Here is a 25,457-nt window from a genome sequence, read left to right as displayed (position 1 = left end):
CGTTTGGGTGCAGCCGGGCGTTGGTGTTGGGTGCCTATCATCGGGCGTCGAGGTGTCTTGTGCTACCGCGGAGGGCGGACCGTATCGCGGAACCAGGGGCGATACTCTTCCATGCGCGCACGCTGGTCAGCCGGCGCCGTCCGGCGACAGGTGGTTTCATCCGGGGTGCCGGGGGATGCGCCCCAGCGTCGCTCCACGCAATCGTTCGGGTTATAGGCGATCTCGAATTCGGCGCGGCGGTTGTAGATCTCCCCGAGACTCAGCCGCCAGGGTGTGCCGTCGCTGCGGGTGTAGGTCACGAAGCGCTCGTCCATCCGTTGCGCGTTCAGGCGTTCGATGTGGGCGGCGGCATCGCTCGGCGAGCGGCCTTGCAGAACGAAGAGCTCCGGGTAGCGACGGATGCGCTCCGGCAGCTCCGCGAGCACATTCATGGCGATCAGTAGACGCATGTCGCGCGACGGGGTGGCGTAATCTTCCCAAGGACCTGTGGTTTCGAAGATCGCCGGTCCGCTCGGCATCGGGACAAGGGTCCCGGGTCGGTTGCGCATGTAGGCCTCGCCGTTGTCGACCGAGGTCACGCGTGTTTCGAGCTGCTCCATCAGGGCGTCCAGCGTTGCGGCGTAGGCGACCTCTGGCTCCAGGCCCCGCGGGTTGATGAGCTGATGCATGCGTGCGTAGAAGTCGGCCGGCGAGAGTGCGGCTTGCTCGAGCGAGAAGGGCGGCAGACCGGATCGCCCGTCGAGTGCGCTGTTGGGCAACTGGCGCACGCCGCCGCTGGTGTGCACCACCGGTCGGAACGCCTTGAAGCCCGGCCCCGCGCTCGGGGTTTGCGCGAACAGGAAGGTGCCCTCCCAGAAGCGCTTGCGGGTCACCGAGTTGTCGGGTTGGGCGTCGACCGCGAGCAGGAGACCGCTCTCCCGGCCCCGTTGGGGAAGCCATTTCACGATCACCATGATGTGACCGTAAGGGTCGGCGAAGATGGTCCCGGGCCAGAGTGTCGCGCGATCGAGCGCGACGGGATAGACATCGGTCGCCTCGTCGCGCAGCGCGGTGCGTGCGCTGCCCGAATGCACCGTGTTCATCATCGTTCGGCTGGCCTCGCGAAAGGTCTCGGCGGAGGCCCTGCTGCCGATGAATCGCGTCTCGGCAACGGGTGACTGACAGGTCGGGGGGCTGCTTCGACTCCCGCGCGTGCAGGGTCGGTAGGCGATCGGCAGGCCGAGCTTCCAGGCGAAATAGGTCCGCAGGAAATAGGGCAGGTCCGCGCAGTCCGGCTCGGCGGGGAGCCGGCTGTCCTCGCCGTCGCCGAGATAGTTGAAGAGCAGGTTGCGCTCGGGGTCGCGCAGCACCGGGCCGAGCGAGTCGAAGCTCAGCGATTGCTCGGGTGGCGCCTCGAAGAGGTGCTCGATCCAGGCCGCGTAGAAGGCCTCCGTCGCCAGATCCCACTCGCCGCTCCCGCGGTCGCCGCCACCTCCGCCGACCGTCACCTCGGTGCAGCCCGCGACCCGCCCGGCGCGTGTGGTCTCGATGCGATAGGTCCCGGCGACCGGGCGAAACTGCGTCCCGTAGAGACTCCAGGGCGGTCCGCCGGCGCGGGCGGTGCGCAGGCTGGTCTGGCGGCCGGCGGGATCCGTGATCAGTACGTCATCGAGATCGGCGTCGGTGGCGACCGCGATGATCTCCAGTGGTGCGCCCGGGCTCGGTTGCAGCGGTGCGGTCCAGATTCGCACCTCATCGCCTTGTCGGCACGCCTCCGCAGCTTGCGCTGTATCGGCGAACACGACCCCGACCAGCGAGAGGCCGACGATGGTCGACGAGGCGATCAGCGATCCGATGGAGCGAGGAGTCGACATGGACACGTATCCGGCCCGGCCCGAGGTGTGTTGAGTCTATCCCGAGCGGGCCGCCGATGGGAGTAGTCGCGGGCATGCCCGAGATTTTGTGCGGCTGTCGGCACCACCGCGCGCGAAATGCCTCCGGTCACCCCTCGCAAGACCTGCGCTCGGTATACTGTGACGCCGCGCCGACCCGGGCGCCCACAAGCCACTCTCCCGACAGCGGTGACGTTGATTCGGCGCCGAGAGGCATCGATCGACGCTGATGGGGAAAGAGAAAAGATGTGCGGAATCGCCGGCATAATCCTGCGTCGCGGTAGCCCGGATATCGCGTCACTGACGCTCGCGGCCGCCAGGCTCGGCCATCGCGGTCCGGACGACAGCGGGGTCCATTGCGTCGACTCGGTCGGTCTGGCCCACACCCGTCTCTCGATCATCGATCTCGGCGGCGGGCATCAGCCGATCCTGGATACCGACGGTCACTATGCCCTCGTGGCCAACGGAGAGATCTACAACTTCGTCGAGCTGCGGGCCGAGTTGGAAGCGGACGGGTGCCGTTTCCGCACGCACTCGGACTCCGAGACGATCCTGCACGCCTACGACCGCTTCGGGGTGGCGGGTCTGCAGCGCCTCAACGGGATGTTCGCGTTCGCCCTGTACTCGACGCGTGATCGCACGTTGATCCTCGGGCGCGATCGGCTGGGGATCAAGCCGCTCTACTATGCCGTCTTGCCCGATCGCGTGGCCTTCGCCTCCGAGATCAAGGGGCTGCTGCCCTTGCTTCCGCGGGTGCCCGAGATCTCGCCCGAAGCACTCGCGCGCTTCTTCGAGATCGGCTTCAACAGCGGGGCCGAGACCATCTTGCAAGGCATCCGCAAGCTGGAGCCGGGCACCGCGCTGGTGATCGACGAGGGCCTGACGCCTCGACAGATCACCTACTGGTCGGCGCTCGACATCCCGCAGCGGGAGCTCGCTCTGGAGGAGGCGTGCGAGGAGCTCGATCCGCTGTTCGATCAGGTGCTGCGCGAACACATGCGCTCGGACGTGCCCTACGGCCTCTTCCTCTCGGGCGGACTCGACTCCGGAATCCTGATGGCCCGCCTGTCCCGGTGGGGCAACGCGCCGCTGCGCACCTTTTCGGTCGGCTATGCAGGCACCGACGAGGGGAACGAGCTTGCGGATGCGCTGCGCGTGGCGGAGCGTTTCGGCAGCGACCACACCGAGCTGCGGCTCGACATGATGGATGTCTTTCGCGCGCTTCCGCTGTGCGTCCGTGCGGCGGACGATCTCATGTACGACCCGGCCTGTCTGCCCTCGGCCCTGATGGCACAGGCCGCCGCCCGCGAGCTGAAGGTGGTCTTCACCGGCGAGGGCGGCGACGAGGTCTTCGCGGGTTACGGCCGCTATCGCCGCTCGCCTTTGCAGCAGATCATGAAGCAGATCCTGCATCCGCGCACCGGCAACTACCGCCGCGGCAGCCGTTGGCCGGAATCGCTGCGCCGGTCCGGCTTCGGCGATACCTTGGAAGCCGGGCGCAAGTGGCTCTACGGTCCCGTCGAGTCCGCTTGGGCAGAGACCCCGCGCGGCTGGGGTTTCCTGCGTCGCGCCCAGTACACGGATATTCGCACGGAGCTTGCCGACAACCTGCTGGTCAAGGTGGATCGCACCCTGATGGCCTTCGGGCTGGAAGGGCGGGTCCCCTATCTGGACCACCGCATCGTCGAGTTGGGTCTCTCGCTTCCGGACCGGCTCAAGGTTCAGGGTCGAGTCGGTAAGCGGATCCTCCGGCACTGGGCGGAGCCGCTCTTGCCCCAAGGGCAGTCGGAGGGCAAGAAACGCGGCTTCGGTGTGCCGATCGGCGAGGTGCTTCGCGGGGATCTGCTCGAGCGCCTCGGGGGGAAGCTCGCCGCAAGCCCTTTGATTCGCGAATGGCTCAGACCCGAGCTCGTCCCCGCCCTCGTCGCGTTGCAGCGTCGCACCGGCACGGGGGCGACCGGCCCTTTGCTGCAGCTCATGCAGCTCGCACTCTGGGGCCGATTCATCCTCGACGACCCCGACGCATGCCCGAGCGCGGAGGAGGATCCGCTCGATTGGATTGGTTGACGGCCTCGCTGGTCACGGCTCTCAGCGACGATTCAGAAACCTGAACAAGGTGAACACCTTGATCAATGCGTAGGATGGGTAGAGCGCAGCGAAACCCATCCTCCAAACCACCGCGTTGCCGCATTGCCGGGTTTTGGTCTGATGCCCTTGGCGCGGGCTGGATGGGTTTCGCTTCGCTCTTCCCATCCTACGTCTTTCGGTTGTTTTTGAACCGTTCCTTAGCCTCGACGCAGATCGCGGTCGACCAGGGCCGCGACGACCAGGTCGCCCCAGACGTTGACGGCGGTGATGGGGTAATCGAAGAACCGGTCGACGACGAGATAGAGCGCCAGATAGGTCTGCGGCAGGCCGAGCAGGTCGAGCATGAAGGCCATCAGGGCGATGCCGCCGCCGGGAATGCCTGCCGTGCCGGCGGAGGAGGCCATGGTGAGCAGGACGATGAAGAGTGCTTGCGCGGGACTGAGATCGACCCCGGCGAGCTGGGACATGAAGATCAGCAGAATCGATTGGTAGAGGGCGGAGCCGTCCATGTTGAGCGTGGCGCCCAGGGGTAGGCTGAAGGCGGTGACCCGCTCGCTGACACCGTTGGCTTCCAGGGCCTGCTTCGAGACCGGATAGGTCGCGGCGCTCGAGGCGGTCGAGAGGGCGGTCAGAAGCGGTGCGCGGCAGGCAACGACGAAGCGCCAAGGTGAAAGCCCCGTACGCACACGAAACAGGGTCGGCAGGAAGACCCCGGCGTGCAGCACCGCGGCCAGGGCAACCGCCCACACGAAGGCGTGCAACTGGAAGACCTCGGCCCAGTCCATCCCGGCGAGCCCGTCGTAGATCAGCGCCGCGATCCCGACCGGCGCAAGTGCGAGCACCCCGCGCAGGACCTGCATCAGCAGGGCGTCCATGGCGCGGGCTCCGCCGAGCAGGGTCTCGCGATAGTCGCCGGCGATCCGCCGCGAGGCAATCGCCAGGACGATGGCGACGAAGACGATGTGCAGGATGTTCCCGTCCGCGAGCGAGGCGAAGAGATTGCTCGGGATGAGATTCGCGACCAGGTGCTCGACACTGAAGCGCGCCGCGCCCGGCTCGACCTGCTCGAGTTGGAGCAGCCCCGCGGGGAGATCGCGCGAGAGCGCGAGTCCGATCAGCGTTCCCAGCCCCGCGGCGACCGCGGAGGTGGTCAGGTAGTAGAGCAGGGTCCGCCCGCCGATCCGTCGCAGCTCGCGCCCGCCCGAGAGCGAGGCATAGATGGAGACCAGGATCAGCGGCAGGATGAGAAGTTTGAGGATGGAGATGAAGATCTGCCCGATCCAGGCCACGTAGGGCGCACCGTCGGGAACCAGCAACGCGAGCGCGATGCCCAGCAGCAGACCCACGGGGACCGAGTAGAGTCGGCGCAAGGGCACAGTGATCGGCATGTCGATGCTCGTCGACCTGCGTCAGGCCCAGCCGAGACGGATCAGGTTGCGCTCGATCTCGTCCTGATCGCTGTAGGGCGTCTTGCGGCCTTTGGCGTCGAGATAGCGCTCGTGACCCTTGCCGGCGACGAGTGCGACCCAGGGCTCGTCCTCCGGGCGTTCGGCCAGGAAGTCGAACAGACGGGCGATCGCGCGTGGTCGCTCGACCACCACCTCGCGACCCGCCTCGGGCATGCCCGTGAGGATATCCGCGATGATGCGCTCGGGGTCCTCGAAACGCGGGTTGTCCGAGGTCACGATCGTGTGGTCCGAATGACGGGCCACCGACGCACCCATCAGCGGGCGCTTGAAGCGATCGCGATCGCCCCCGCAGCCGAAGAGTGTTGCGACACGCGCTTGGGGGAAGGCATCGCGAATCGCGGTTAGGATGGTTTCGAGTGCGTCCGGGGTGTGGGCGAAGTCGACCACTAGGGTGCGATTGCCGACGACGCGACACTCGAAGCGCCCGTCCACCGCGCTCAGGTGACGCCAGTCCTCGCGCGCTTCCGGTCCCAAGACCCCGTCCGCCAAGGCGATGGCGAGGGCATAGTTCCGACGGTTGTGGGCCAATGCAAGGAAGGGCTTGGCGGCGAGCGCCTCGGCGCCGAGCGTCGCGGCAGGCAGGACCTGGACGGGGACCCGCGGCTGGCCATTCTCCGACAGACGCTCGGCGACATCCGAACTGGTCGTGTAAAGACGGCCCCCGTCCGCGATCATGTCCAGGATGCGCGCCTTGGCTGCGAAATAGGCCGCCTCGCCGCCGTGATAGTCCAGGTGGTCCTGCGTGAAGTTGGTCCAGGCGGCGTTCTGCAGCGGGATGCCGTGCGCACGCCCTTGATCCAGGGCGTGACTGCTGACCTCCATCGCGACCACCGCATATTGGTCGCGATGGGCGTGCAGCAGACGGCGCAGCTCGATCAGGGGCGGGGAGGTGAATCCGGTCGTGGCCAGCGGCTCGCCCGCCAAAGAGAGGCCGAGCGTCCCGACCGAGAGGACGGGCCGGCCATGCGCAGAGAGGATCGCCTCCAGATACTTGACCGTCGTGGTCTTGCCGTTGGTGCCGGTGACGCCCAGAAAGGTCGTGCCGTCGGTGTCCAGCGGATAGACGCGATCGCAGAAGCGGCCGACGACCTCGGCCCAATCGCCGGGGTGCGTGACATAGATCCCCTTGCCCTGCAGTCGCTCGATGCCCTCGATCATGCGGTTGGTGACCAGCACGGAACAGGGGCTGTCGGCGAGATAGCGCTCGATGATCTCCGCATCGGTGCGCCCGTCGTCGAAGCGCTGGAAGAAAAGGATCGAGCCGGCATCGCAGGCGTTTGCACGCCATTGGATGTTGTCCAAGGTGCAGGGCTTGGCCGGCTCGCGCCGCCAGGCGAAATCGAGCGTGGACAGCAGATCGGAAAGGGCGTGATTCGGCATGGCGTTCGGGTCGGATGCAGAGAGGATCGGAATGATACTTTACCCCCAACCCCTGTGGCCGCTCGTGTGGATAAGCTGTTCGCGCGTGCCTTAACCCGCGGGTGGCTCACGGCGGATTCGTAGCCGGTCAAGGATTGCCCGGCTGTGGCTATTCGGCTTCGATCGCCCGGTCGCGCCTGCTCCTCCGAGCCCCGGCCTCGGATCGCAAGTATACCGGGCGCACGTGGGTTTTTCGGTCAGCAGGGTGCGTCCCGCGCGCGTTGGGACAAGGCGCGCCGACGAGGCGTAGCGGCCCCTACGGCGAGGAGGCGCAACGCCGGCCCGGCGTGCGCGGGGCGTGCAATGCGGCGAAAAATCCGCGTGCGCTCGGTATATCATGTCGGTTCAAGAGCCCGAACACAGAGTCATCTCCCATGCTCGTCCTCCGTGGTGCCCCCGCCCTTTCCGAGTTCCGTCTTCAGAAGCTTGCTGGCAGGCTGCGCGAGCAGATCGGCGTGCCGATCGAGGTCTATGCGGAGTATGTCCACTTCGCGGATCTCGCGGGTGACTTGACCGAGGATCAGCGCGGGATCCTGGAGCGGCTCCTGCGCTACGGCCCCGCCTTGCCGAGCCATGCGCCGGTCGGCCGGCTCGTGCTGGTGGTGCCGCGGCCGGGCACCCTCTCGCCCTGGTCGTCCAAGGCGACCGACATCGCGCACAACTGCGGACTCGCGGGCATCCAACGACTTGAGCGCGGCACGGCCTACTACCTTTCGGGCGAGTTCGGCGCGAGCGACGCGGCGACCGTCGAGCAGGCCGCAGCCATCCTGCACGACCGCATGACCCAGGTCGCGCTCTTCGACCTGGCCGATGTGCAGCGGCTGTTCGCACACGCCGAACCGCGTCCGGTGCGCCGTGTCGCGCTCGGCGCTGACCCGGAGGCGGCGCTGGCGCAAGCGAACCGCGAGCTGGGCCTTGCGCTCTCCTCCGACGAGATCGCCTATCTGGCCGGCAGCTTCGAGGCGCTTGAGCGCGATCCCACCGATGTCGAGCTGATGATGTTCGCCCAGGCCAACTCGGAACATTGTCGGCACAAGATCTTCAACGCCCGCTGGGACATCGACGGCGAGCCGCAGGCGCACTCGCTCTTCCAGATGATCCGACACACCACGGACATCTCGCCCGAGGGCGTGCTGTCCGCCTACAAGGACAACGCCGCCGTCATCGAGGGCTGGGACGGGCGCCGCTTCCTCGCCGACCCCGTGACCGGGATCTACGGCGAGCATGAGGAGCCGATCGCGATCCTTATGAAGGTGGAGACCCACAACCACCCGACCGCGATCGCCCCGGATCCGGGTGCGGCGACCGGCTCGGGAGGAGAGATCCGCGACGAAGGCGCGACCGGACGAGGTGCGAAGCCCAAGGCCGGTCTCTGCGGCTTCTCGGTCTCGGACCTGCGCATTCCTGGGTTCCGCCAGCCCTGGGAGCCGCTGGAGGCCGATTACCACGGCAAGCCGGGGCGTATCGTCTCCGCGCTCGACATCATGCTCGAAGGGCCGATCGGCGCCGCCGCCTTCAACAACGAGTTCGGCAGGCCCAACCTGACGGGTTATTTCCGCACCTTCGAGCAGGCCATCCCCGGACCGAACGGCTCGACCGAGCTGCGCGGCTATCACAAGCCCATCATGCTCGCCGGCGGTCTCGGCAACATCCGCTCCGAGCATGTCGCCAAAGACAGCTTCCCGGTCGGTACGCCGCTGATCGTGCTCGGCGGTCCGGCGATGCTGATCGGGCTCGGCGGCGGGGCGGCCTCGAGCATGGCCTCGGGCGCCTCGGCCGAGGACCTCGATTTTGCGTCGGTGCAGCGCGCCAACCCCGAGATGCAGCGTCGCTGCCAAGAGGTCATCGACCGTTGTTGGGCGCTCGGCGAGGACAATCCCATCCTCTTCATCCACGACGTCGGCGCCGGCGGGCTGGCCAATGCCCTGCCCGAGCTGGTCCATGATGCCGGGCGCGGCGGACGTTTCGAGCTGCGCGCAGTGCCCAACGCCGATCCGGGCATGTCGCCGATGGAGATCTGGTGCAACGAGGCGCAGGAGCGCTATGTCCTGGCGGTCGCGGCGGAGCGGTTGGAGCAGTTCGAGGCAATCTGTGTGCGCGAGCGGTGTCCGCACGCCGTCGTCGGGACCGCGACCGAGGATCAGCACCTCCTTCTCGGTGACGCGCACTTCGGCGACACCCCGATCGACATGCCCATGTCGCTGCTCTTCGGCAAGCCGCCCAAGATGGAGCGCGATGCCGTCTCTGGGCACCCGCCGCGCCCGGCCTTGCGTACCGCCGACATCGACCTGCACGAGGCCCTCGATCGCGTGCTGCGTCTGCCGACGGTCGCCGACAAGTCCTTCCTGATTACCATCGGCGATCGCAGCATCACGGGGCAGGTCGCGCGCGATCAGATGGTCGGACCCTGGCAGATCCCGGTCGCCGACTGCGCCGTGACCATCAGCGACTATCGCGGCGTCACCGGCGAGGCGATGGCGATCGGCGAGCGCACGCCGCTCGCCCTGCTCGATGCCCCGGCCACCGGACGCATGGCCGTCGGCGAGGCGATTACCAACCTCGCTGCGGCGCGGATCGAGGCGATCGGCGACATCAAGCTCTCCGCGAACTGGATGGCCGCCGCCGGCGATCCGCGCGAGGATGCTCGGCTCTACGCCACCGTCCGCGCCGTCGGTCTGGAGCTCTGCCCGGCACTCGGGATTGCCATCCCGGTCGGTAAGGACTCGATGAGCATGAAGACGGTCTGGGAGGGTGCGGCAGGTGTGCGTCACGAGATGTCCGCGCCGCTCTCGTTGATCGTCTCCGCCTTTGCCCCGGTGCTCGACGTGCGCGCGACGCTCACACCGCAACTGCGGACCGATCAGGGCGATACCGACCTCATCCTGATCGATCTGGGCCAGGGTCGGAACCGTCTCGGCGGGTCGGCGCTCGCGCAGGTCTACGGCCAGCTCGGGGATGTCGGGCCGGACCTGGATTCGCCGGACCTGCTCAAGCGCTTCTTCGCCGCCATCCAGGAGCTTCAGGAGGAGGAGCTGATCCTCGCCTACCATGACCGCTCAGACGGTGGACTCATCGCCACGCTCTGCGAGATGGCCTTTGCCGGGCGTTGCGGGATCGACGTGGATCTGGCCGCGGTCGGCCCCGATGACCTCTCGGCCCTCTTCAGCGAGGAGCTGGGCGCCGTGATTCAGGTGCGTCACACCGAGACGGACGACGTGCTGCAGATCCTCGAGTATCACGGTCTGGCCGAGTACAGCCCGGTGATCGGCATGCTCGACGATAGCGACCAGATCCGCGTCTGTCGCCGCTGTTGTCCGCTCTTCGCGGCCAGTCGGGCGGAGCTGCAGCAGGTCTGGTCTGAGACGAGCTTCCGGATGCAATCGCTGCGCGACAACCCCGCGTGCGCGGCCGAGGCCTATGCGCGCATCGCCGAACCGGATCCCGGTCTGCATGCCGAGCTGACCTTCGATCCGGACGACGACCTGACCGCGCCCTATGTCGAGCGCGGCGCCCGTCCGCCGATCGCCATCCTGCGCGAGCAGGGCGTGAACGGACAGGTCGAGATGGCCGCGGCATTCCATGCGGCGGGCTTCGAGTGCGTGGACGTGCACCTATCGGACATCATGGCCGGGCGCGTCGACCTCTCGCGCTTCCGCGGTCTCGCCGCCTGCGGTGGCTTCTCCTACGGCGACGTGCTCGGGGCAGGGGAGGGATGGGCCAAATCGATCCTCTTCAACCCGCGCGCACGCGATCAATTCCAAGCCTTCTTCGCGCGGCGCGACACCTTCACGCTCGGCATCTGCAACGGCTGCCAGATGCTCTCCAACCTGCGCGAGCTGATACCGGGCGCGGACCACTGGCCGCATTTCGTGCGCAACCGCTCCGAGCAGTTCGAGGCCCGCACCCTGATGCTTGAGGTTCGGGAGACGCCGTCGCTCCTGCTTGCCGGGATGGCCGGCTCACGCATGCCGATCGCGGTGGCGCATGGTGAAGGTCGGGCCGAGTTCCGCGATGCCGAGCATCTCGCCGCGGCGCGGTCCTGCGTGGCGACGCGCTACATCGAAAACGACGGCCGGGTCGCCGAGCGTTATCCCGCCAACCCCAACGGCTCGCCCGAGGGCATCGCCGGCCTGACCACGCTCGACGGGCGCGTCACCATCATGATGCCCCACCCGGAGCGCGTCTTCCGGTCCGTTCAGAATTCGTGGCACCCGGATGAGTGGGGCACGGACGGCCCCTGGATGCGTCTATTCCGCAATGCGCGTGTTTGGGTGGATTAAACCGCGCCCCGAGCGGTATGCGTCTTTTGTTGGATTGGCTTGGCCGTGCCAGCTCCGACAACTGTCGGCGCTGGCACGGTTTAAGGCCCACCGCGGAGGCACCCTCGTCCGACTTCCGGTTCGTGACGCAGCTCCCGCGGGGCAGGGTCTCATGAGACCGACCACAGAACCCACTGGCGCGCTCGTGACACCGCTCCTGCGGTGTCACGCATCTCCTGGCGCTCCGCGCCACGTACGCTCGGTATAGAATCGCATCATGTTGCAGATCTCCAACCGTATCCGCATCGACGAGACCGAGCTGAGCGAACGGTTCATCCGTTCGCCCGGACCCGGCGGTCAAAACGTCAACAAGGTCGAGACGGCCGTCCAGTTGCGGTTCGATGTCGCGCGCTCGCCGTCGCTACCCGATGACGTGCGCGAGCGTCTGACGCGCCTCGGCGGACGGCGGATCGATTCCGACGGCGTCTTGATGATCGAGGCACACCGCTACCGCACCCGCGAGCGCAATCGAGCCGATGCCCGAGCGCGTCTCGCCGCCCTCATCGCACAGGCGGCCGTGCGGCCGAAAGCGCGCATCGCGACCCGACCCACGCGGACTTCGACCGAGCGACGCCTGGAGACCAAGCGCAAGCAATCCAGCAGCAAGCGTATGCGGCGTGCTCCGTCGGATCACGATTAAGCTCGGGTTGCGCCGAGCGATGCACATCGACAGCAGGTTTACGCCGCGCTTCGCTGATTCGACCCGCCCGATCCAGCATGCAGCACCCTCAACGCCTTCGACGGAAGACACCGGTATGCCCATCGCGCCACTATTCCTCGCCCTGCTGCTGCGGGCCTTCGCCGTCGAGGCGGACAGCGACGCGCGACAGCTCGTGGAGCTCCCGCCCCCGATGAGCGAGCACATGCTGGCGAACATGCGCGACCATCTGCTCGCCATCGAGCAGATCACCCGATCGCTCGCCGACGGCCGCTACGAGGAGGCGGCCGAGATGGCAGAGGAGCGACTCGGGATGACGGCCATGCGCATCCACGGTGCGCACCACATGGCCCCGCATATGCCGGAAGGCATGCGGGCGATCGGCAGCGCCATGCATCGAGCCGCGAGCCGCTTCGCGCTCGCGGCCCGCGACGCCGAAGTCAGCGACGATCTGGCCTCGGCCTTCGCCGGACTCTCGGAGGTGATGGGACAGTGCGTGGCCTGTCATAGCGCCTATCGCGTGCATTGAGCGCGAGCAGGCATTAGCTCGCCGGGCGTTGCAGTCGGCGTCAGGGCGGGGGAAACAGAAAGAAAGTGAAAGTGGCGAGGCTCGATCACGCGCTCCCGCTTCAAGCCAACCCGGTTTCACAAGCTCGGTTGTTTGTCGTTTCCGGTTTTCTCGAGACGGGGAACCTTTACGGGCTGGTCCGGCGGCCTATCCATGGATTTGCGCCACTGAACGACGTTTGCGCGAATCTCTTCCACGGTCTGGGCAAGCTCGGGCCCCATCCGCTTGAAGTCGTCTGCTCTGGATTCGCCGAGTTCCGCGAGGAGGGCGAAATAATGAGGTTTGAATCGATCCTTGAAACGGTACGCGGCGAACGCTTCGTCTTCGAACAGCCGACGGACGTAGGCGGTTTGCTCGGCGGCGAGAAGAAGTGTCAGAAGAAGGGTGATGACGGATGCTTCTGCGTCTAGATCCAAGCTCGCAAGCCTCGATTCCAGCATTTCGAATGCCTCGGTGAATTCCTGACCCCAGACGCGCAACATGGCTAGTGCGAGCACCGTATCCCTGATCGAGAACTTTCTCAGCATCGAGTTCAGCTCAAGGATCGAGTTCCGAATATCCGCTGTTCGTCTAACCATCCACTTCCGGAACTCAACAATGCCTGGATATATGTCGTACCTCTCAGGTGCTACTAGATCTTCAAGCATTTCCAAGTGAGCCGACTCTGCGTCAAGATCCCCGCGCTCAAGGTGACCTAACATCGGAGTTACAATGGCTGTCATAGTCGATACGATTTCGTCAAGCAGCTTGCTTGCATTCGTGACGTATTCGATTAGCTCGGGCCGGTCCATCGCTGCCATACGTTCTCTGTCAAAGAGCGGGCGAAAGTCCGAGGGAAGATCGCTTTCTCGTTCTTCGACCAACTCAGCGATGGATGGCCCGAGGTGACCCCGTAGGTCTTCGGGTAGGTACTCCCGAGTCGCCTTCACCAACCGATCCTCGGTATCCAGGTCCAAACCCGCCCCACGTAGTGCCTCGGTCATGAACCAGGCGTGCTCCGGGGCGAGGAGCGCGTCGGCGAGCATGGCGAGGTGTCCAAAAGCACGCTCGCGCAGGTCATCCGGTGAGCACCAGATCTCCAGAAACCGCACAAGCCACAGCGCCCGGCGTCGATCGCCGGGCCGCCCGTGGCGCATCAGGTACCAGATGTTGAAGAAACGCTCGGCGAGCCGGTAGAGGTTGTTCTTGGTGCTGGTGGGTTCGCGGTGGATGACGTTGGAACGCTCCAACTGTTTGAGCTGGGCCGCGACCTGCTTGCTGGGGAGGCGCGTGGCGCGAGCGATCTCCCCGGTGGACAGCGCATCCCATCCCAGGGCAACCGCGTCGACGATGGCCTGCTGCTGCGTCGGCAGGTCGTCCATCCGATGCTTGTACAGCGGTGTGACTCGGTCGAGCAGGAGTTCAAGGTCGCGGAATGCGTTTCCATCCCGGTCGAGCAGGATCTCGAACAGCAGCACGAGGGTGCGCGGGACGCCGGCGGTAAGCCGTCTCAGGGTCTCGATCCGCTCCGGGGTTTGCGAAATGACCTCTTCCATTCGCGCCTGCTGCTCCGGGGTGCCCAGGTGCCTCAGCAGGGTCAGAGCCTCCTCCCCGGAGAGGCCGGGGAGATTGATCTCGCGGAAGAATTGGTAGAAGGGCGCGCCGTGGTCGTAGTGCTGCTCCAGCATCGCGGTCGATGCGCCGACGATCTGGATACGTTTGGTGGTGTGTAGGATCTCCCGCAGGCGCTGCTGCTCCGGGCGTTTGAGTTTGCCGAACAGGTCGCCGATATTGTCGATCAACAGGACCAGTCGCACGCCTTGGTCGGCTAGGGCGCGGTCCAGCATGAGGTAACAGTCCTTCTCGTAGTGGGGCGTTTCCCAGACGGACTCGATCGCATCCGGAAGTCCTTCGAAGCCCGGTCTGCCGCAGAGCAGGGTTGCCGCCTCCTCCCAGAGTCGGCAGAGGCTGGTGACACCGTAGAGCTCCTCCCTGAACAACAGCGGGATCAGCCAGTCGCACGTTTCTTGGTTGTCCCGGAGCGCGATCTGGATGCGGCGCAACAGGCTGCTCTTGCCCTGTCCTCGTTGGCCTTGGACGATCGTGTGCTCCGGGTCGTCCTCCGCTCCGCTGGCCAGAATCATGCGCAGGAGCTTATCCGTCAGCTCCAGACGGACGGAATAGCGGCCCAGAAATTCGTTTTCCGGGATCGCCTGTGGGTTGTAGATCCCACCCAGTGTCTCGTTCATCGCACTTACCCGCCTGCCGTCAATTGGCGACGTTGCGCCACCACCATTCCCGGATCACAGGCGAGTTGAAGCGATAACGTGCCGGATCTTCCTGGTTGTTGAGATAGCCGTCGTGCTTGAGGATGCCGACGAGATCGACCTGATGCTCCAGGAGCCCATGCTCCACCGCGAGGTTGGTCAAGGATCGGCTGTGAATACCGTTGTTGCGCGGGTCTGCGGCGTAGCCGAGCATTGCTTTGACGAGCTGAAGCTCCCCGGGATCCAGGGTCATTCGCAGCCGGCCGTACCAGTGCTCGAACAGGTTCTGGTGGGTCAGCAGCGTCGTGAATGCCTGATCCACCGCATCCGGAGTTGAGGCATCGGGAGGCAGCTCCTCGGCGAGGCGCTTGATGAAGATGGGTATCAGCCAATCCCACCCGATCCGCCCGAGCAGGTGCTCGCGTACTTGCTGTGGGATGTGCGCGAGGCCGAGGCGAGTCAGCTCCGCGTTTAGGAAGGCGCGACCCTCGTCCGGGGTGAGCGGAGGGATCCGGACCGTCGTCAGATCGTTGATGTGCTTGGTTGCACCGAGGGACGCCGCGACGTTCTCCAGTCCGATGGAGCCGGCGAAGACAAACTGGATGCGCTCCGTGAGTGCGGGATCGTGGCGGCAGTCGCGAAGTGTCTGGAGCATTCGAATGGCTTCGCGTCGCTCTTGCTCCGATTTGCTGCCCAGTGTGTTCTCCACTGCCTGAGGGAGCTCGTCGACCATCAGGAGGATGCGCCCGTCCAGCTCCAGAGTTCGGCAGAACCGGATGAACTCATCGAGGTGATCCAACGGCCCGACGGCCCCGAACCGCACCTTGGAACCGATCTCCTCGATGCGAATCTGTCCGACCCAGGTGGAGAAGCGCCTGGATGCGCGGCTGAGTCTACCCACAAATTCCTGATCCAGGAGTGAGGACAGGAGCTTTCGATACAGTTCATCGACGGAATCGATAGACTCCACGAAGACATAGACGGGAAAGAAGTCGGTGCGGGGCTGAGCGAGCGCCTGCTTCAAGAGCGTTGTCTTGCCGATGCGCCTGGGTCCCGGGAGCAGCAGGTGGCTGCCGGACTCCAGGGCTCTCCAAAAGGCGTCTTCGAGGTTCGGACGTGGGAAGGTCGACATGGCGCGAGCAGAAACTTGGCAACGAAAATGTTGCCAAAGTAGATGACAAAAGATTCGTTGTCAAACGGCATAAGCGCAGCCTCCCATCCGCCGCAACGGATGAAGAAGCAGTTCGACGTTCCGGCCGGACTGATGCTGTCTTCGCAGGGATGCGACGAGCGTGCCCTGTCCGGATCCAGCCGCTTGCCCTTGATGGCGCTGGTCGCGAGGTCGCACGGGCCGGAATGGTCGCCACCGATTCAAGGGCGAGGTCTGCATCGAGAAGCCGAGCCGCCCCCCGGATACTTCGCTCCGCGCCAGCCGAACGCTGGCCCCTACGCCTCCCTCGCTCTACTCGTCCGCCTCGACCACCGCACCCGTACCGTCCGGCCCGATGACGATCACCAGTTTGCCCAGCGTCGGGTGGCGCGCAGTCACCACGGTGAATGCGGGCAGGCGCATCTCGCCGATCAACTCGCTTTCATCCTTCAGATCTGAGATCAACGCCGCTTCGGCTTCCACTAGACGCATCTGTCACCCCCGATCCTGTTGTAGGCGCTAAACCGCGTCGGGCGCGATGTGCCATGTCTTCAGCGGGGTCGAAAGCCTCTGAAGATCCCTGGCACGCCGTGCACGACGCGGTTCGGAATTTCCCGGATGATTCCCCATCCTGAACCGCGTCGCGCCGAGATCCTTTGTCGAACCGAGGCCAATAGCACCTCGGTCCAACCCAAATCCGACCGGACGCGGTTCAGCCCTACATCGCCATATCCAGATCGTCCTGGATCTTGGCGATCCCGGCCAGGGCGCACTCCTCGTCGGTGTCGCCTCCGGGTGCGCCGCTGACACCCACCCCGGCCACCAGCGACGAGCCGCCGACCAGCACGGGGACCCCGCCTGCGGACATCACCAGTCCCTCGACACGCCCGATCGGCGTATCGGCGCGATCGACCATGGCCGAGGTCGCGGCGTTGAAGTTCACCGCTGTGAACGCCTTCATCTTGCTGATCGGCACCGTGATGGGCGCGGCGATGGTGTCGCGGAGGGTCACCTGCACCGTGCCTTCACGGTCGACCACGGTGACCGCGATCTGGATGCCCTTCTCGCGACATTCCTCGATCGCCCCTTGGGCGATCTTCACGGCCGCATCCATTGATAGACGCTGTAACGGTACGACCATCGGACCGTCGGCGATGGCCGGTCCGCAGATCAATGCAGCGGCGATGACAGCAGGAATCGTTTTTTTCATATCTCCTCCTTATTTATTTTAGGGCAATGGTTTACCGAGCATCTTCATTCGGCGTCGCGCCGGGGTTTTTCTCCCGAAATCACCGAAGCCGACTCGCCCGTCACGGCGCCCGATAATGGGTCTCGATATAGTCGTCGACCATGCGCTTGAACTGCTCGGCGATCCCGTCGCCCTTGAGGGTTGCGACCTTCTCGCCATCGACATAAACGGGTGCGGACGGGCGCTCGTCGTTTCCGGGCAGGCTGATCCCGATATTGGCGTGCTTGCTCTCGCCGGGTCCGTTCACCACACAGCCCATGACCGCGACCTGCATGGTCTCCACGCCCGGGAAACGGGTGCGCCACTCCGGCATCTGCTCCCGTAGATAGGCCTGAATATCTTGTGCCAGGTGCTGGAATGTGTCGCTGGTGGTGCGTCCGCAGCCCGGGCAGGCGGTGACCATGGGTGCGAAGGAGCGCATCCCCATGGTCTGCAGGATCTCCTGCGCGACCACGACCTCGCGGGTGCGTGCCTCGCCGGGTGCCGGGGTGAGCGAGATGCGGATGGTGTCGCCGATGCCCTCCTGCAGCAGCACGGACAAGGCGGCGGTGGAGGCAACGATCCCCTTCGAGCCCATGCCGGCCTCGGTGAGGCCCAGATGCAGGGCATAGTCGCCGCGGTCGGCCAGCATGCGATAAACGGCGATCAGATCCTGCACGCCGCTCATCTTGCAGGACAGGATGATGCGATCGCGCGGCAGGCCGACCTGCTCGGCGCGTTCGGCGCTCGAGATGGCGGATTCCACCATCGCCTCGCGCATCACCTGCTCGGCATCCCGCGGCTCGGGCGAGCGCGCGTTCTCGTCCATCATCCGCACGATCAGGTCCGGATCCAGGCTGCCCCAGTTGACCCCGATGCGCACCGGGCGGTCGTAGCGGCAGGCGATCTCGATCATGGTCGCGAACTGGCTGTCCTTCTTCTCTCCACGCCCGACGTTGCCCGGGTTGATGCGGTATTTCGCGAGTGCCTCGGCGCACTCCGGATAGTCCGTGAGCAGGCGGTGACCGTTGAAATGAAAGTCGCCGACCAAGGGCACACTGCACCCCTGGGCGTCCAGTGCCTCGCGGATCACCGGGACCGCGCGGGCCGCGGACTCGTGATTGACCGTGATCCGCACCAGCTCCGAGCCCGTGCGTGCCAGCTCCGCGACCTGCCGGACCGTAGACTCGATGTCCGCGGTGTCGGTGTTCGTCATGGACTGGATGACGATCGGGGCTTGGCCGCCGACCGTCACCGGGCCGATGCGTACGGGGACGGTTCGGCGTCTTTGAATCGGGAATCGAATTGAGCTCATAGTGCCTTTGCCGCCGCAGCGGCCCTGTCAGTTGGTCGGAGTCGGGCGTTGATCCGACGAGGGCAATGGGGAACGCAGCCCCTGGACGATCGCGACATACTGCGGGTCGTCCTGTGGGATCAGTCCGTGGCGGATCAGAAAATCGATGATGACCAGGTTGCAGTTGAGTTTGAAGTCATCGGTTTCGCGGACGATCTGCGCGACCTCCTTCACCGGAAGGCGATAGAAGGTTTCCACCTCCCCGTCGGTGCAGCGCGGCTCGAAGTCCTCCGGAAGCTCCAGATCGTAGCAGAACATGACATCCGGCTTTAGCCCGCGCTCCGAGTCGCGACAGTAGGTCACTGCGCCGACAGCCACGGCGAGGTCGGCAAGGGCAGGGGGCATGCCCGCCTCTTCCGCGCACTCCTTGCGCAGATTCTCGACCAGAGCGATACCGTGGGGCAACCCACCCGCAACAAGGTTATCGAGCCGCCCGGGGTAGAGACGGCGATCGGCGGAGCGTTGACCGATCCACATCTCGATCCCGCGCGCGGTCCGCACGTAGCCATTTAGATGTTGGCCGAAGGCGCGCATCCCGAAGAAAGGCGCGCAGGCCCGGTCGACCAAGCAGCGTGCCGCCTCACGCCCGCCGGCGGTCACGGGGTACTGCTCGCCGTGCAGATAGGGAATGACGCCCTCGTCGACGAGTCCACGAGCGACCTCGGCCAGCGCCAAGGTGCAGCCTTCGAAATCATCCGGCGTCTCGATCCACTCGACCGCCGTCTGCGAGACACGAAACCGCGTCGGCCAGCGCCGCAGCTCTTCGGCTGCGCTGCGCCGCAGGCTCCCGAGACGCTCGCCCCGTCGGATGAAGGAAACAAACGCAGAGGGCTCCCAGGCATTGCAGGCATAGATCTTATCGAGATAGCTCATTGATAAACCGCGTCTTGGAGTTTCATGCGACCGATGCGGGTCACGCCTGCCGCCCCTCCCTCCAGTACCTCGGCAGGACGCGGTTTAGTTGATAAAAAATCTTAAAACCGCGCCCGCTGCAGCGCCCGTTGGTGACTCCAGTCGCAGATCCCGATGACGACCGAGTCTATCGCCAAGAGGCGCGGTTTTAACGCTCCTCGGATTTGATGAGATTCCACAGCCGCTCCATCTCCGCGCGTGCCGCAACGCTCGGCGCCTGCCCGCCTGCACGCAGGCAGACCTCGACCCGCCCGAAGCGTCGCTCGAAACGGTGGTTCGCCGCACGCAGCGCCTGCTCCGCATCCACGCCCATGTGCCGGGCCAGATTGACGCAGGAGAACAGCAGGTCGCCGATCTCGTGCACCCGCTCGGTCGGCTCGGCGTGCGCACGCAACGTCTCGCGACACTCCTGCAACTCTTCGAGCACCTTGTCGAAGACCTCTTCCATTCTGTCCCAATCGAAGCCGACGACCGCTGCGCGTTTCTGCAGCTTCTCGGCCCGAACCAAGGCGGGGAGGGCTTGGGCGACCCCTTCGAGCACGCTCCCGATGGGCCGCTGGCGCTTACTCGCCCGCTCGGCGGCCTTCTCGCGCTCCCAATTCGCCCGCACCGCCTCCTCGTCTTCGAGCTCCGCGTCGCCGAAGACATGCGGATGCCGGCGGATCATCTTCTCGCTGATCGACTGAACCACGTCGGGAAAGGCAAAGCTCCCTTGCTCCTCGGCGATCTGCGCGTGATAGACCACCTGAAGCAGCAGGTCGCCCAGCTCTTCGCGCAGCTCCTTCATGTCCTCGTTCTCGATCGCTTCGGCGACCTCGTAGGCCTCCTCCAAGGTGAAGGGCAAGATGCTGCGGAAGGTCTGCTCCTGATCCCAGGGGCAGCCGTCCTGCGGGTCGCGCAGGCGCGCGACGATGGCGATGAGATCGGCAATCGAGTCGTGTCGGTTCATGGTTCCGGGTCGTCGAATGTTGGACGGAGGAAATGGCCGAGGCGACCCGCGGCCGAGCGTGGTGCGCCGTAGGACGGATTCTCAGACGAATCCATCGAATGCCAGACCGAGCAGAATCGAGCCGATTCCGCCCCATTTCCAATAAGCGCGTGGAATGCCGATGATCTCGTCGGGTCTGGAGCGGCTCGGATCCCGCACGATCGCGTAGAGATGCGGACCGGCCAGGAACCAGGGCAAAAACCCGAACAAGGTCGGCACGGCGAGCCAAAGGGGCACAGGCTCGTTCAGGAAGAGCGCAATCGCTATGACCGGCCAAGCGAGCAGGTAAGCCGCGGTCAACTTAGCGTCGAGCGATTTGCTGGAAGTCGTCGCGAAGGTCAGGAGCGCGATGATGCCCCAAGCGGCGACGATCAGGATGAGGATGATACGCATGGTCTGACGCCGAAGGATGATGGTCGCTGCAAAACGCCGGCACGACAATCCGAACTCGGGGTCGTCTGCCCTTCGATTCAGGGATCCGGACCGCGCCCCGGACTCAAAGAAAGCGCGGCCCGGCTCCGAAGCGTTTCCCCGGGGCCGATGGTAGCGGATGCCCGGGGCAGCGGTCCAGCAACCGCGTCGACCCGGACTCGGCCGAGGCCGAGTCTGCCGTTCTTCCGCCCGCACGCGCGCCGAGCCGGCTTTGTGTCGAAAGAGCGCCGGAGGCGCTTGACAATGACCCTCCGTATCCGGAAGATACGCGGCTCGGTGGTGACGGCGACAATCGTCCCGCCAACACTCAATCAGTCCGCAGGCATGCCGGACTGGATAGAGCCTCCACGGATGGAGCGCCATACTTAAAGCGCCCGTAGCTCAGCTGGATAGAGTACCTGGCTACGAACCAGGTGGTCGGAGGTTCGAATCCTTCCGGGCGCGCCAACAAGAACAAAGGCTTAGCATCTATCAATGCTAAGCCTTTTTTCGTAAAAGCCGTTTGAGCAGAGTTTACCCCTACCTTTGTCCCCACTTCCGGGATGGCTTGACTGCGGTCTCCGAGGACGAGTGGTCGTTTCGCGGGTTCACGTCCATTTCGCGAAACAAATCACCCCTCGACATCCAGATCGTCCAATAGCCCAGCCCGCCCGTTCTAGATCAGTCGCAGCTGCCCGACCATTCCGACGAACGACGAACGACGAACGATGAACAGAACAGGGCCTTGCTGACTCTTCAGCCGCTCGAAGGTTTGTCGGTTGAGTTCCTTCGAGCGACTGCCGGCAGGTCGAGGATGCCGGGCTTCTGGTCCAATCGCCGTCCGCAGCCAGCCGCCGGAAAGAGGAGTCAAGGACGTGATCCGGCACAGGTGCAGGCGGTACGATCCAAGCGGGACCGCGTACCCAATCGGCGGCCACCCACCGTCCGCGCGTCGGTGCCTGCAGCTTTAGGTCAGCTTCTCGGCTGCCGTCCGGCTGAAGGCGATCTCTCGCCATGTTGTCGGTGGCTGAAAGCGAGCTTGACGGACGCGTTGCCGTTCTTCCGAATGGGAGAATGGGACCGGGGTTTTGATCGCGAGAGCCTTTACCGGTAATCTACTCAGACTTCTGCCAAGCCGTATACCGGATCGACCGGGCGCTCTTGGACTTGTGTAATCCCATTGGCGGGGGCCTCGGTTGCAGTCTTTCAGCTATTGGATCGGCATCGCGGGAATCACCGCCTTTGCCGTCACGGCGGTGCTCGTTTTGGCACCGAAAGGGATCGATCTCTTCAGCGCCGTCGTGCTTGGCATTATCACGGCGGTCGGCGGCGGTACCATCAGGGATCTGATCTTGGATGTTCCGGTCTTCTGGGCTTCCGATCTAAACTACCTATGGGTCGCCATCGGTGCGAGCCTGGTCACCTTCTTTGCCGAGTCGTTGTTCACGCGCAGAGAGATCTACCAACTCATGCTGTATATCGACGGCCTCGGTGCCGCCTTGTTCGCGATTCAGACCGTCGACAAGGCATGGGCTATGGACTTCGGTCGCCCGCTCGCCCCGATCATTCTGGGTATCGTCACGGCTATCGGCGGAGGCCTGCTCCGAGATGTACTGTCAGGTCGCCAGACGCTCTTGATGACGCGCGAGCTCTATGCCACGCCGGTACTGATCGGTTGCACGCTCTACGTCGCGCTGCTGACCTGGGCCCCGGAACATCAAGCTGCCGGTGCGCTCTGCTGTGTCGCAATTATCTTCGCGCTGCGCGCGGCAGCGATTCGCTGGGATTTAACCGTACCTCATTGGTTAATCACGAAGGCGAAGGCGGACTGAGGTCCACACCTTGGGAGAACGGTGCATGCAGACAAGCGATGTGTCATCGGGCCGGTACGCCCCGCTTGATCCGCTCCCCCGGTCATCTCCCTCGGGAAAAAAGATTACATCCCAGCTCTCTGGCGATCGTCGCCACCGCCACCTGCCCACGCACGCTATTGCCTGCCTCATCCAGCGGTGGGGAGAACGCGGCGATGGCCATCTGCCCCGGCACCACCGCGACGATGCCTCCGCCCACCCCGCTCTTGCCTGGAAGGCCGACGGTGTAGGCCCAGTCGCCGGAGGCAGTGTAAAGACCCTCCATCATCATCTCGGCGAGAATGGGCGCCGTATGGACGTCCGCGACCACACGCTCGCCGGTGAGCGGATTCACACCACCCGCGGCCAAGGTTGCGCCCATCACGGCAAGATCCACGGTGGTGATGAGGGTAGAGCACTGGCGGGTATAGATATCCACGGCACAGAGGGGATCGCAGAAGCATGATCCTGCGCTGTAGAGCAGCCAACCGATGGCGCGGTTGTGGAAATTCGTGGCTTGCTCGGAGTCGTTCACCTCGGGGCTGAGCGCGATCGGATGGCCGGCGAACCGCCTTTGACACTCAAGGATCGCCGCCCAGCGTGCCTCCGAGTCGCTGCCCGGCACCAGGCTCGCGGTGGCGATCGCGCCGGCGTTCACCAGGGGAGATAATGGCTTACCCTGATGAAGCTCAAGCGCCAGCACCGAATTGAAGGGTAGTCCCGTGGGGTCGGCCCCGATCTTCTCGCGGACAGCCTCGACGCCGATGGTCTCCATCACCAGGGCGAGCGTGAAGACCTTGGAGATCGATTCGATGGCGAAGGCATGGTCGGAGTCGCCGGATTTGAAGATGCATCCGTCGGTGGTGACGACGCAGACACCCAAGAGATCCGACGGGACCGAGGCCAGAAAAGGGATGTAGTCGGCGTTCTTTCCGCCCTTTGCACCTTTCGCGGCCGCGTATCCGGCGGCAACGGCTGCTTGGATCCGTGGTTTCGACACGGCTGTCCTCCCGAGATGCGCGGGCGGGGAGAAAGCCAAGGACTGGCATCTCTCCGCCCGAGTTGGTGTGAAGCCCCTAAAGCACGTCCAGAGCGACATGCGTCGTTTTCATTGTGTGTCGGGCTCAAGGATGTGTCCGACCTTTGCGGAGACGCGGTTTAGACTTTGAAATTATTTAAGATTTCAAACCGCGCCAGCTCCGACAGTCGTCGGGGCTGGCGCGGCCAAGCCATTCCAACAAATCACGCATACCGCACCGGGCGCGGTTTAAGCGGTGTCCTCGCGCGCGTCGAGCGGCACCAGGATATGGGTACCACGGGCCCGCGGATGAATCGCAAAGTGGCCGACCGGTGCGTTGTGGTGGTTGATGTGCACCAACCGTCCCGGCCGGTTACCCTGCAACGCGTAGACGAGGAAGGGGATCATGACGACCACCAGGAAGCTCACCAGCAATAGCCCCACGTAGATGTCGGTGCTCTCCCCGCCCGGCAGACCGCTCGGCGGAAAAAACGACACCACGAAGGCGAGCAACGAGACCAGGAAGCCGGAACTGGCGACCAATAGCTTCACCACCTTGCCGCCGGGAATGTTGAAGCCGCGCTTCTTCTCGGGGTGCTTGAGCACCAGCGTCATATAGCCGAGAAACAGCATGAAATAGGTCATGAGATAGAGCACGACCGTGAGCGCCAACGCGATCAAGAACGACATGTTGTTGCCGCCGCCGGTATTGGTGAGCACGACGATGGCGACAGTGGTCAGCAAGAGCTGGAAGACAACCAGCGGCACGGGAACGCCGTTTTTGTTCACCTTGGCCATGGCGGCCGGCAGGATCCCCTTCTCGGCCGTCACATACATGCCCCGCGAGGGTCCCACGATCCAGGCCGCGATCTCAGCCAGCACACCGAGCAGCAGCAGCGCGGCGATGATCCGGACCACCCATCCGAGACCGGTCCCGCCATGGGTGAGGATGAGCTGATGGAACGTCTGGACAACACCTGAGCTCAAGTTGATCTGGTCATGCGGGATCACGGCCGCGACCGACAGACCACCAATCGAGCTGAGCGTGATCGCCGCGAGCATCAGCAAGAAGATCGCAAGCGGATAATCCCGCCCGGGGTTGCGCATCTCATTGACATGGGTGGCCGACGCCTCGACCCCCATGTAGCTGAGGATAAAGGCCACGAACACCACCATCGTTCCGATCTGCGTGAAATTGGGGAAAAAGGTCGACGCGTCCATGGTGATTTCCAGCTTCGCCCCGCTCGCCAGATGCAGGATCGCGAGACACACCAGAATGAGGGCGGGCAGCAGAATACCGCCGAAAAAGCCGGCCTTGGAGATCTTTGCGGTGTATTTCGTGCCGCCGAGCTGGGTCGCGGCGAGCGCCCACAAGATGACGAGGGCGGCGATGGTCTTCACGACCGGGTCCGTGTTCAATTCCGGCCAGGCCAGGATATAGGACAAGGCCCCGAGTACGAAGTAGAGCATGGGGACAAAGCCGACCGCGATCTGCAGGTAGGTGAAGGAGATCGCCGCGAACCCCCAGCGCTCGCCGAGGGTGTTGGACACCCAGGCGAAGACACCACCCTCTTGCCAGCCTTCCACGGTGGCCATCTCGGCCGCGCACAGGCCGACCGGGATGAACCAGAGCAGGCCGCCCAGAAGCAGGAAGAACACCAGGCTGAAGCCGGAGGTGGCGAACGCCGGATATTCATAGACCGCCATCACCATGGAGGCCGTGATGGCGAAGAACCCCAGTAACGAGAGCTGTTTCGATTGTGTGTTTGCGGTATTGGCAGCCATGTCGAAAGTCTTCTCCAGATCATCGAGTCCAAAAGCCGATTCCGGGCAGTGCCCTGTGTCCGCCGGCTCCGCTCTTGAGGATTGCAGCCCCCTCCCGCCATGCCGGCGCCGAAGGGTCTGCAC

18 protein-coding genes and 1 tRNA gene are annotated in these 25,457 nt (G+C 64.8%); 6 read left to right on the top strand and 13 right to left on the bottom strand.

Going from position 1 to position 25,457, the window contains the following annotated elements:
• Positions 1–62: 62 nt before the first annotated feature.
• Positions 63–1,853, bottom strand: a complete 1,791-nt coding sequence (locus BDD21_RS24300; protein WP_120799366.1) for a hypothetical protein — start codon at positions 1,851–1,853, stop codon at positions 63–65.
• Positions 1,854–2,117: 264 nt separating this feature from the next.
• On the opposite strand from BDD21_RS24300, the gene asnB reads away from it, so the two are divergent.
• The gene (gene asnB, locus BDD21_RS24295; protein WP_120799365.1) at positions 2,118–3,938 is read left to right on the top strand and encodes an asparagine synthase (glutamine-hydrolyzing); all 1,821 of its coding nucleotides are present in this window, start codon (positions 2,118–2,120) and stop codon (positions 3,936–3,938) included.
• A gap of 218 nt (positions 3,939–4,156) precedes the next feature.
• Here the strand turns inward: asnB and BDD21_RS24290 are convergent, their stop codons facing one another.
• Both BDD21_RS24290 and BDD21_RS24285 read right to left on the bottom strand, forming a co-directional pair.
• Positions 4,157–5,347, bottom strand: a complete 1,191-nt coding sequence (locus BDD21_RS24290) for a dicarboxylate/amino acid:cation symporter (protein WP_120799364.1) — start codon at positions 5,345–5,347, stop codon at positions 4,157–4,159.
• Positions 5,348–5,368: 21 nt separating this feature from the next.
• Positions 5,369–6,808 (bottom strand): Mur ligase family protein, encoded by a 1,440-nt coding sequence (locus BDD21_RS24285; RefSeq protein ID WP_120799363.1) that lies wholly within the window; start codon positions 6,806–6,808, stop codon positions 5,369–5,371.
• A 413-nt stretch (positions 6,809–7,221) separates the two neighbouring features.
• Between BDD21_RS24285 and purL the strand changes: the two genes are divergently transcribed.
• The 3 genes from purL (at position 7,222) to BDD21_RS24270 (ending at position 12,353) form a co-directional block, all read left to right on the top strand.
• Positions 7,222–11,127 (top strand): phosphoribosylformylglycinamidine synthase, encoded by a 3,906-nt coding sequence (purL, locus tag BDD21_RS24280; RefSeq protein WP_120799362.1) that lies wholly within the window; start codon positions 7,222–7,224, stop codon positions 11,125–11,127.
• A 256-nt stretch (positions 11,128–11,383) separates the two neighbouring features.
• The gene (gene arfB, locus BDD21_RS24275; RefSeq protein ID WP_211335155.1) at positions 11,384–11,806 is read left to right on the top strand and encodes an alternative ribosome rescue aminoacyl-tRNA hydrolase ArfB; all 423 of its coding nucleotides are present in this window, start codon (positions 11,384–11,386) and stop codon (positions 11,804–11,806) included.
• 115 nt (positions 11,807–11,921) lie between these two features.
• On the top strand, positions 11,922–12,353 hold the full coding sequence (locus BDD21_RS24270) for a cytochrome c (RefSeq protein WP_120799360.1): 432 nt from the start codon (positions 11,922–11,924) through the stop codon (positions 12,351–12,353).
• Positions 12,354–12,469: 116 nt separating this feature from the next.
• Here the strand turns inward: BDD21_RS24270 and BDD21_RS24265 are convergent, their stop codons facing one another.
• The 8 genes from BDD21_RS24265 to BDD21_RS24230 form a co-directional block, all read right to left on the bottom strand.
• A complete protein-coding gene (locus tag BDD21_RS24265; RefSeq protein WP_120799359.1) occupies positions 12,470–14,620 on the bottom strand; it encodes an ATP-binding protein in 2,151 nt (716 codons plus the stop codon).
• A 19-nt stretch (positions 14,621–14,639) separates the two neighbouring features.
• Positions 14,640–15,770, bottom strand: a complete 1,131-nt coding sequence (locus tag BDD21_RS24260) for an AAA family ATPase (RefSeq protein ID WP_120799358.1) — start codon at positions 15,768–15,770, stop codon at positions 14,640–14,642.
• 330 nt (positions 15,771–16,100) lie between these two features.
• Entirely contained in the window at positions 16,101–16,280 is a 180-nt protein-coding gene (locus BDD21_RS24255; RefSeq protein WP_120799357.1) for a hypothetical protein, read from the bottom strand.
• Between the two features lie 226 nt (positions 16,281–16,506).
• Positions 16,507–16,998, bottom strand: coding sequence for a GlcG/HbpS family heme-binding protein (locus tag BDD21_RS24250; protein ID WP_120799356.1), 492 nt, complete (start codon positions 16,996–16,998; stop codon positions 16,507–16,509).
• 100 nt (positions 16,999–17,098) lie between these two features.
• Complete coding sequence (gene ispG / locus BDD21_RS24245; protein ID WP_120799355.1) at positions 17,099–18,331, bottom strand: flavodoxin-dependent (E)-4-hydroxy-3-methylbut-2-enyl-diphosphate synthase; 1,233 nt, start codon at positions 18,329–18,331, stop codon at positions 17,099–17,101.
• Positions 18,332–18,358: 27 nt separating this feature from the next.
• Positions 18,359–19,243: a DUF4743 domain-containing protein gene (locus BDD21_RS24240; RefSeq protein ID WP_120799354.1), complete on the bottom strand. Its 885-nt coding sequence runs from the start codon at positions 19,241–19,243 to the stop codon at positions 18,359–18,361.
• Between the two features lie 187 nt (positions 19,244–19,430).
• Entirely contained in the window at positions 19,431–20,231 is an 801-nt protein-coding gene (mazG, locus tag BDD21_RS24235; protein WP_120799353.1) for a nucleoside triphosphate pyrophosphohydrolase, read from the bottom strand.
• An 81-nt stretch (positions 20,232–20,312) separates the two neighbouring features.
• A complete protein-coding gene (locus tag BDD21_RS24230) occupies positions 20,313–20,663 on the bottom strand; it encodes a hypothetical protein (protein WP_120800113.1) in 351 nt (116 codons plus the stop codon).
• A 409-nt stretch (positions 20,664–21,072) separates the two neighbouring features.
• Here BDD21_RS24230 and BDD21_RS24225 point away from each other — a divergent pair.
• Positions 21,073–21,149, top strand: a tRNA-Arg gene (locus BDD21_RS24225).
• A 728-nt stretch (positions 21,150–21,877) separates the two neighbouring features.
• Positions 21,878–22,513 carry a trimeric intracellular cation channel family protein gene (locus tag BDD21_RS24220; protein ID WP_120799352.1) on the top strand — a complete coding sequence of 212 codons (636 nt, stop codon included), beginning with the start codon at positions 21,878–21,880 and terminating at the stop codon, positions 22,511–22,513.
• An 82-nt stretch (positions 22,514–22,595) separates the two neighbouring features.
• Here the strand turns inward: BDD21_RS24220 and glsA are convergent, their stop codons facing one another.
• Both glsA and gadC read right to left on the bottom strand, forming a co-directional pair.
• The gene (glsA, locus tag BDD21_RS24215; RefSeq protein WP_245969792.1) at positions 22,596–23,531 is read right to left on the bottom strand and encodes a glutaminase A; all 936 of its coding nucleotides are present in this window, start codon (positions 23,529–23,531) and stop codon (positions 22,596–22,598) included.
• A gap of 267 nt (positions 23,532–23,798) precedes the next feature.
• Positions 23,799–25,334 carry a glutamate/gamma-aminobutyrate antiporter gene (gene gadC / locus BDD21_RS24210; protein WP_120799350.1) on the bottom strand — a complete coding sequence of 512 codons (1,536 nt, stop codon included), beginning with the start codon at positions 25,332–25,334 and terminating at the stop codon, positions 23,799–23,801.
• Positions 25,335–25,457 lie beyond the last annotated feature (123 nt).

It is taken from the genome of Thiocapsa rosea, from assembly GCF_003634315.1.
GTDB classification, from domain to species: Bacteria; Pseudomonadota; Gammaproteobacteria; order Chromatiales; family Chromatiaceae; genus Thiocapsa; species Thiocapsa rosea.
Note: the sequence above shows the minus strand (reverse complement) of the source record. Positions and strands in the feature narration are given on the sequence as shown.

Excerpts from the sequence above, each read along its gene's own strand:
- BDD21_RS24300 (WP_120799366.1), bottom strand. The coding sequence starts at position 1,853 with ATGTCGACTCCTCGCTCCATCGGATCGCTGATCGCCTCGTCGACCATC.
- asnB (WP_120799365.1), top strand. The coding sequence starts at position 2,118 with ATGTGCGGAATCGCCGGCATAATCCTGCGTCGCGGTAGCCCGGATATC.
- BDD21_RS24290 (WP_120799364.1), bottom strand. The coding sequence starts at position 5,347 with ATGCCGATCACTGTGCCCTTGCGCCGACTCTACTCGGTCCCCGTGGGT.
- BDD21_RS24285 (WP_120799363.1), bottom strand. The coding sequence starts at position 6,808 with ATGCCGAATCACGCCCTTTCCGATCTGCTGTCCACGCTCGATTTCGCC.
- purL (WP_120799362.1), top strand. The coding sequence starts at position 7,222 with ATGCTCGTCCTCCGTGGTGCCCCCGCCCTTTCCGAGTTCCGTCTTCAG.
- arfB (WP_211335155.1), top strand. The coding sequence starts at position 11,384 with ATGTTGCAGATCTCCAACCGTATCCGCATCGACGAGACCGAGCTGAGC.
- BDD21_RS24270 (WP_120799360.1), top strand. The coding sequence starts at position 11,922 with ATGCCCATCGCGCCACTATTCCTCGCCCTGCTGCTGCGGGCCTTCGCC.
- BDD21_RS24265 (WP_120799359.1), bottom strand. The coding sequence starts at position 14,620 with ATGAACGAGACACTGGGTGGGATCTACAACCCACAGGCGATCCCGGAA.
- BDD21_RS24260 (WP_120799358.1), bottom strand. The coding sequence starts at position 15,770 with ATGTCGACCTTCCCACGTCCGAACCTCGAAGACGCCTTTTGGAGAGCC.
- BDD21_RS24255 (WP_120799357.1), bottom strand. The coding sequence starts at position 16,280 with ATGCGTCTAGTGGAAGCCGAAGCGGCGTTGATCTCAGATCTGAAGGAT.
- BDD21_RS24250 (WP_120799356.1), bottom strand. The coding sequence starts at position 16,998 with ATGAAAAAAACGATTCCTGCTGTCATCGCCGCTGCATTGATCTGCGGA.
- ispG (WP_120799355.1), bottom strand. The coding sequence starts at position 18,331 with ATGAGCTCAATTCGATTCCCGATTCAAAGACGCCGAACCGTCCCCGTA.
- BDD21_RS24240 (WP_120799354.1), bottom strand. The coding sequence starts at position 19,243 with ATGAGCTATCTCGATAAGATCTATGCCTGCAATGCCTGGGAGCCCTCT.
- mazG (WP_120799353.1), bottom strand. The coding sequence starts at position 20,231 with ATGAACCGACACGACTCGATTGCCGATCTCATCGCCATCGTCGCGCGC.
- BDD21_RS24230 (WP_120800113.1), bottom strand. The coding sequence starts at position 20,663 with ATGCGTATCATCCTCATCCTGATCGTCGCCGCTTGGGGCATCATCGCG.
- gadC (WP_120799350.1), bottom strand. The coding sequence starts at position 25,334 with ATGGCTGCCAATACCGCAAACACACAATCGAAACAGCTCTCGTTACTG.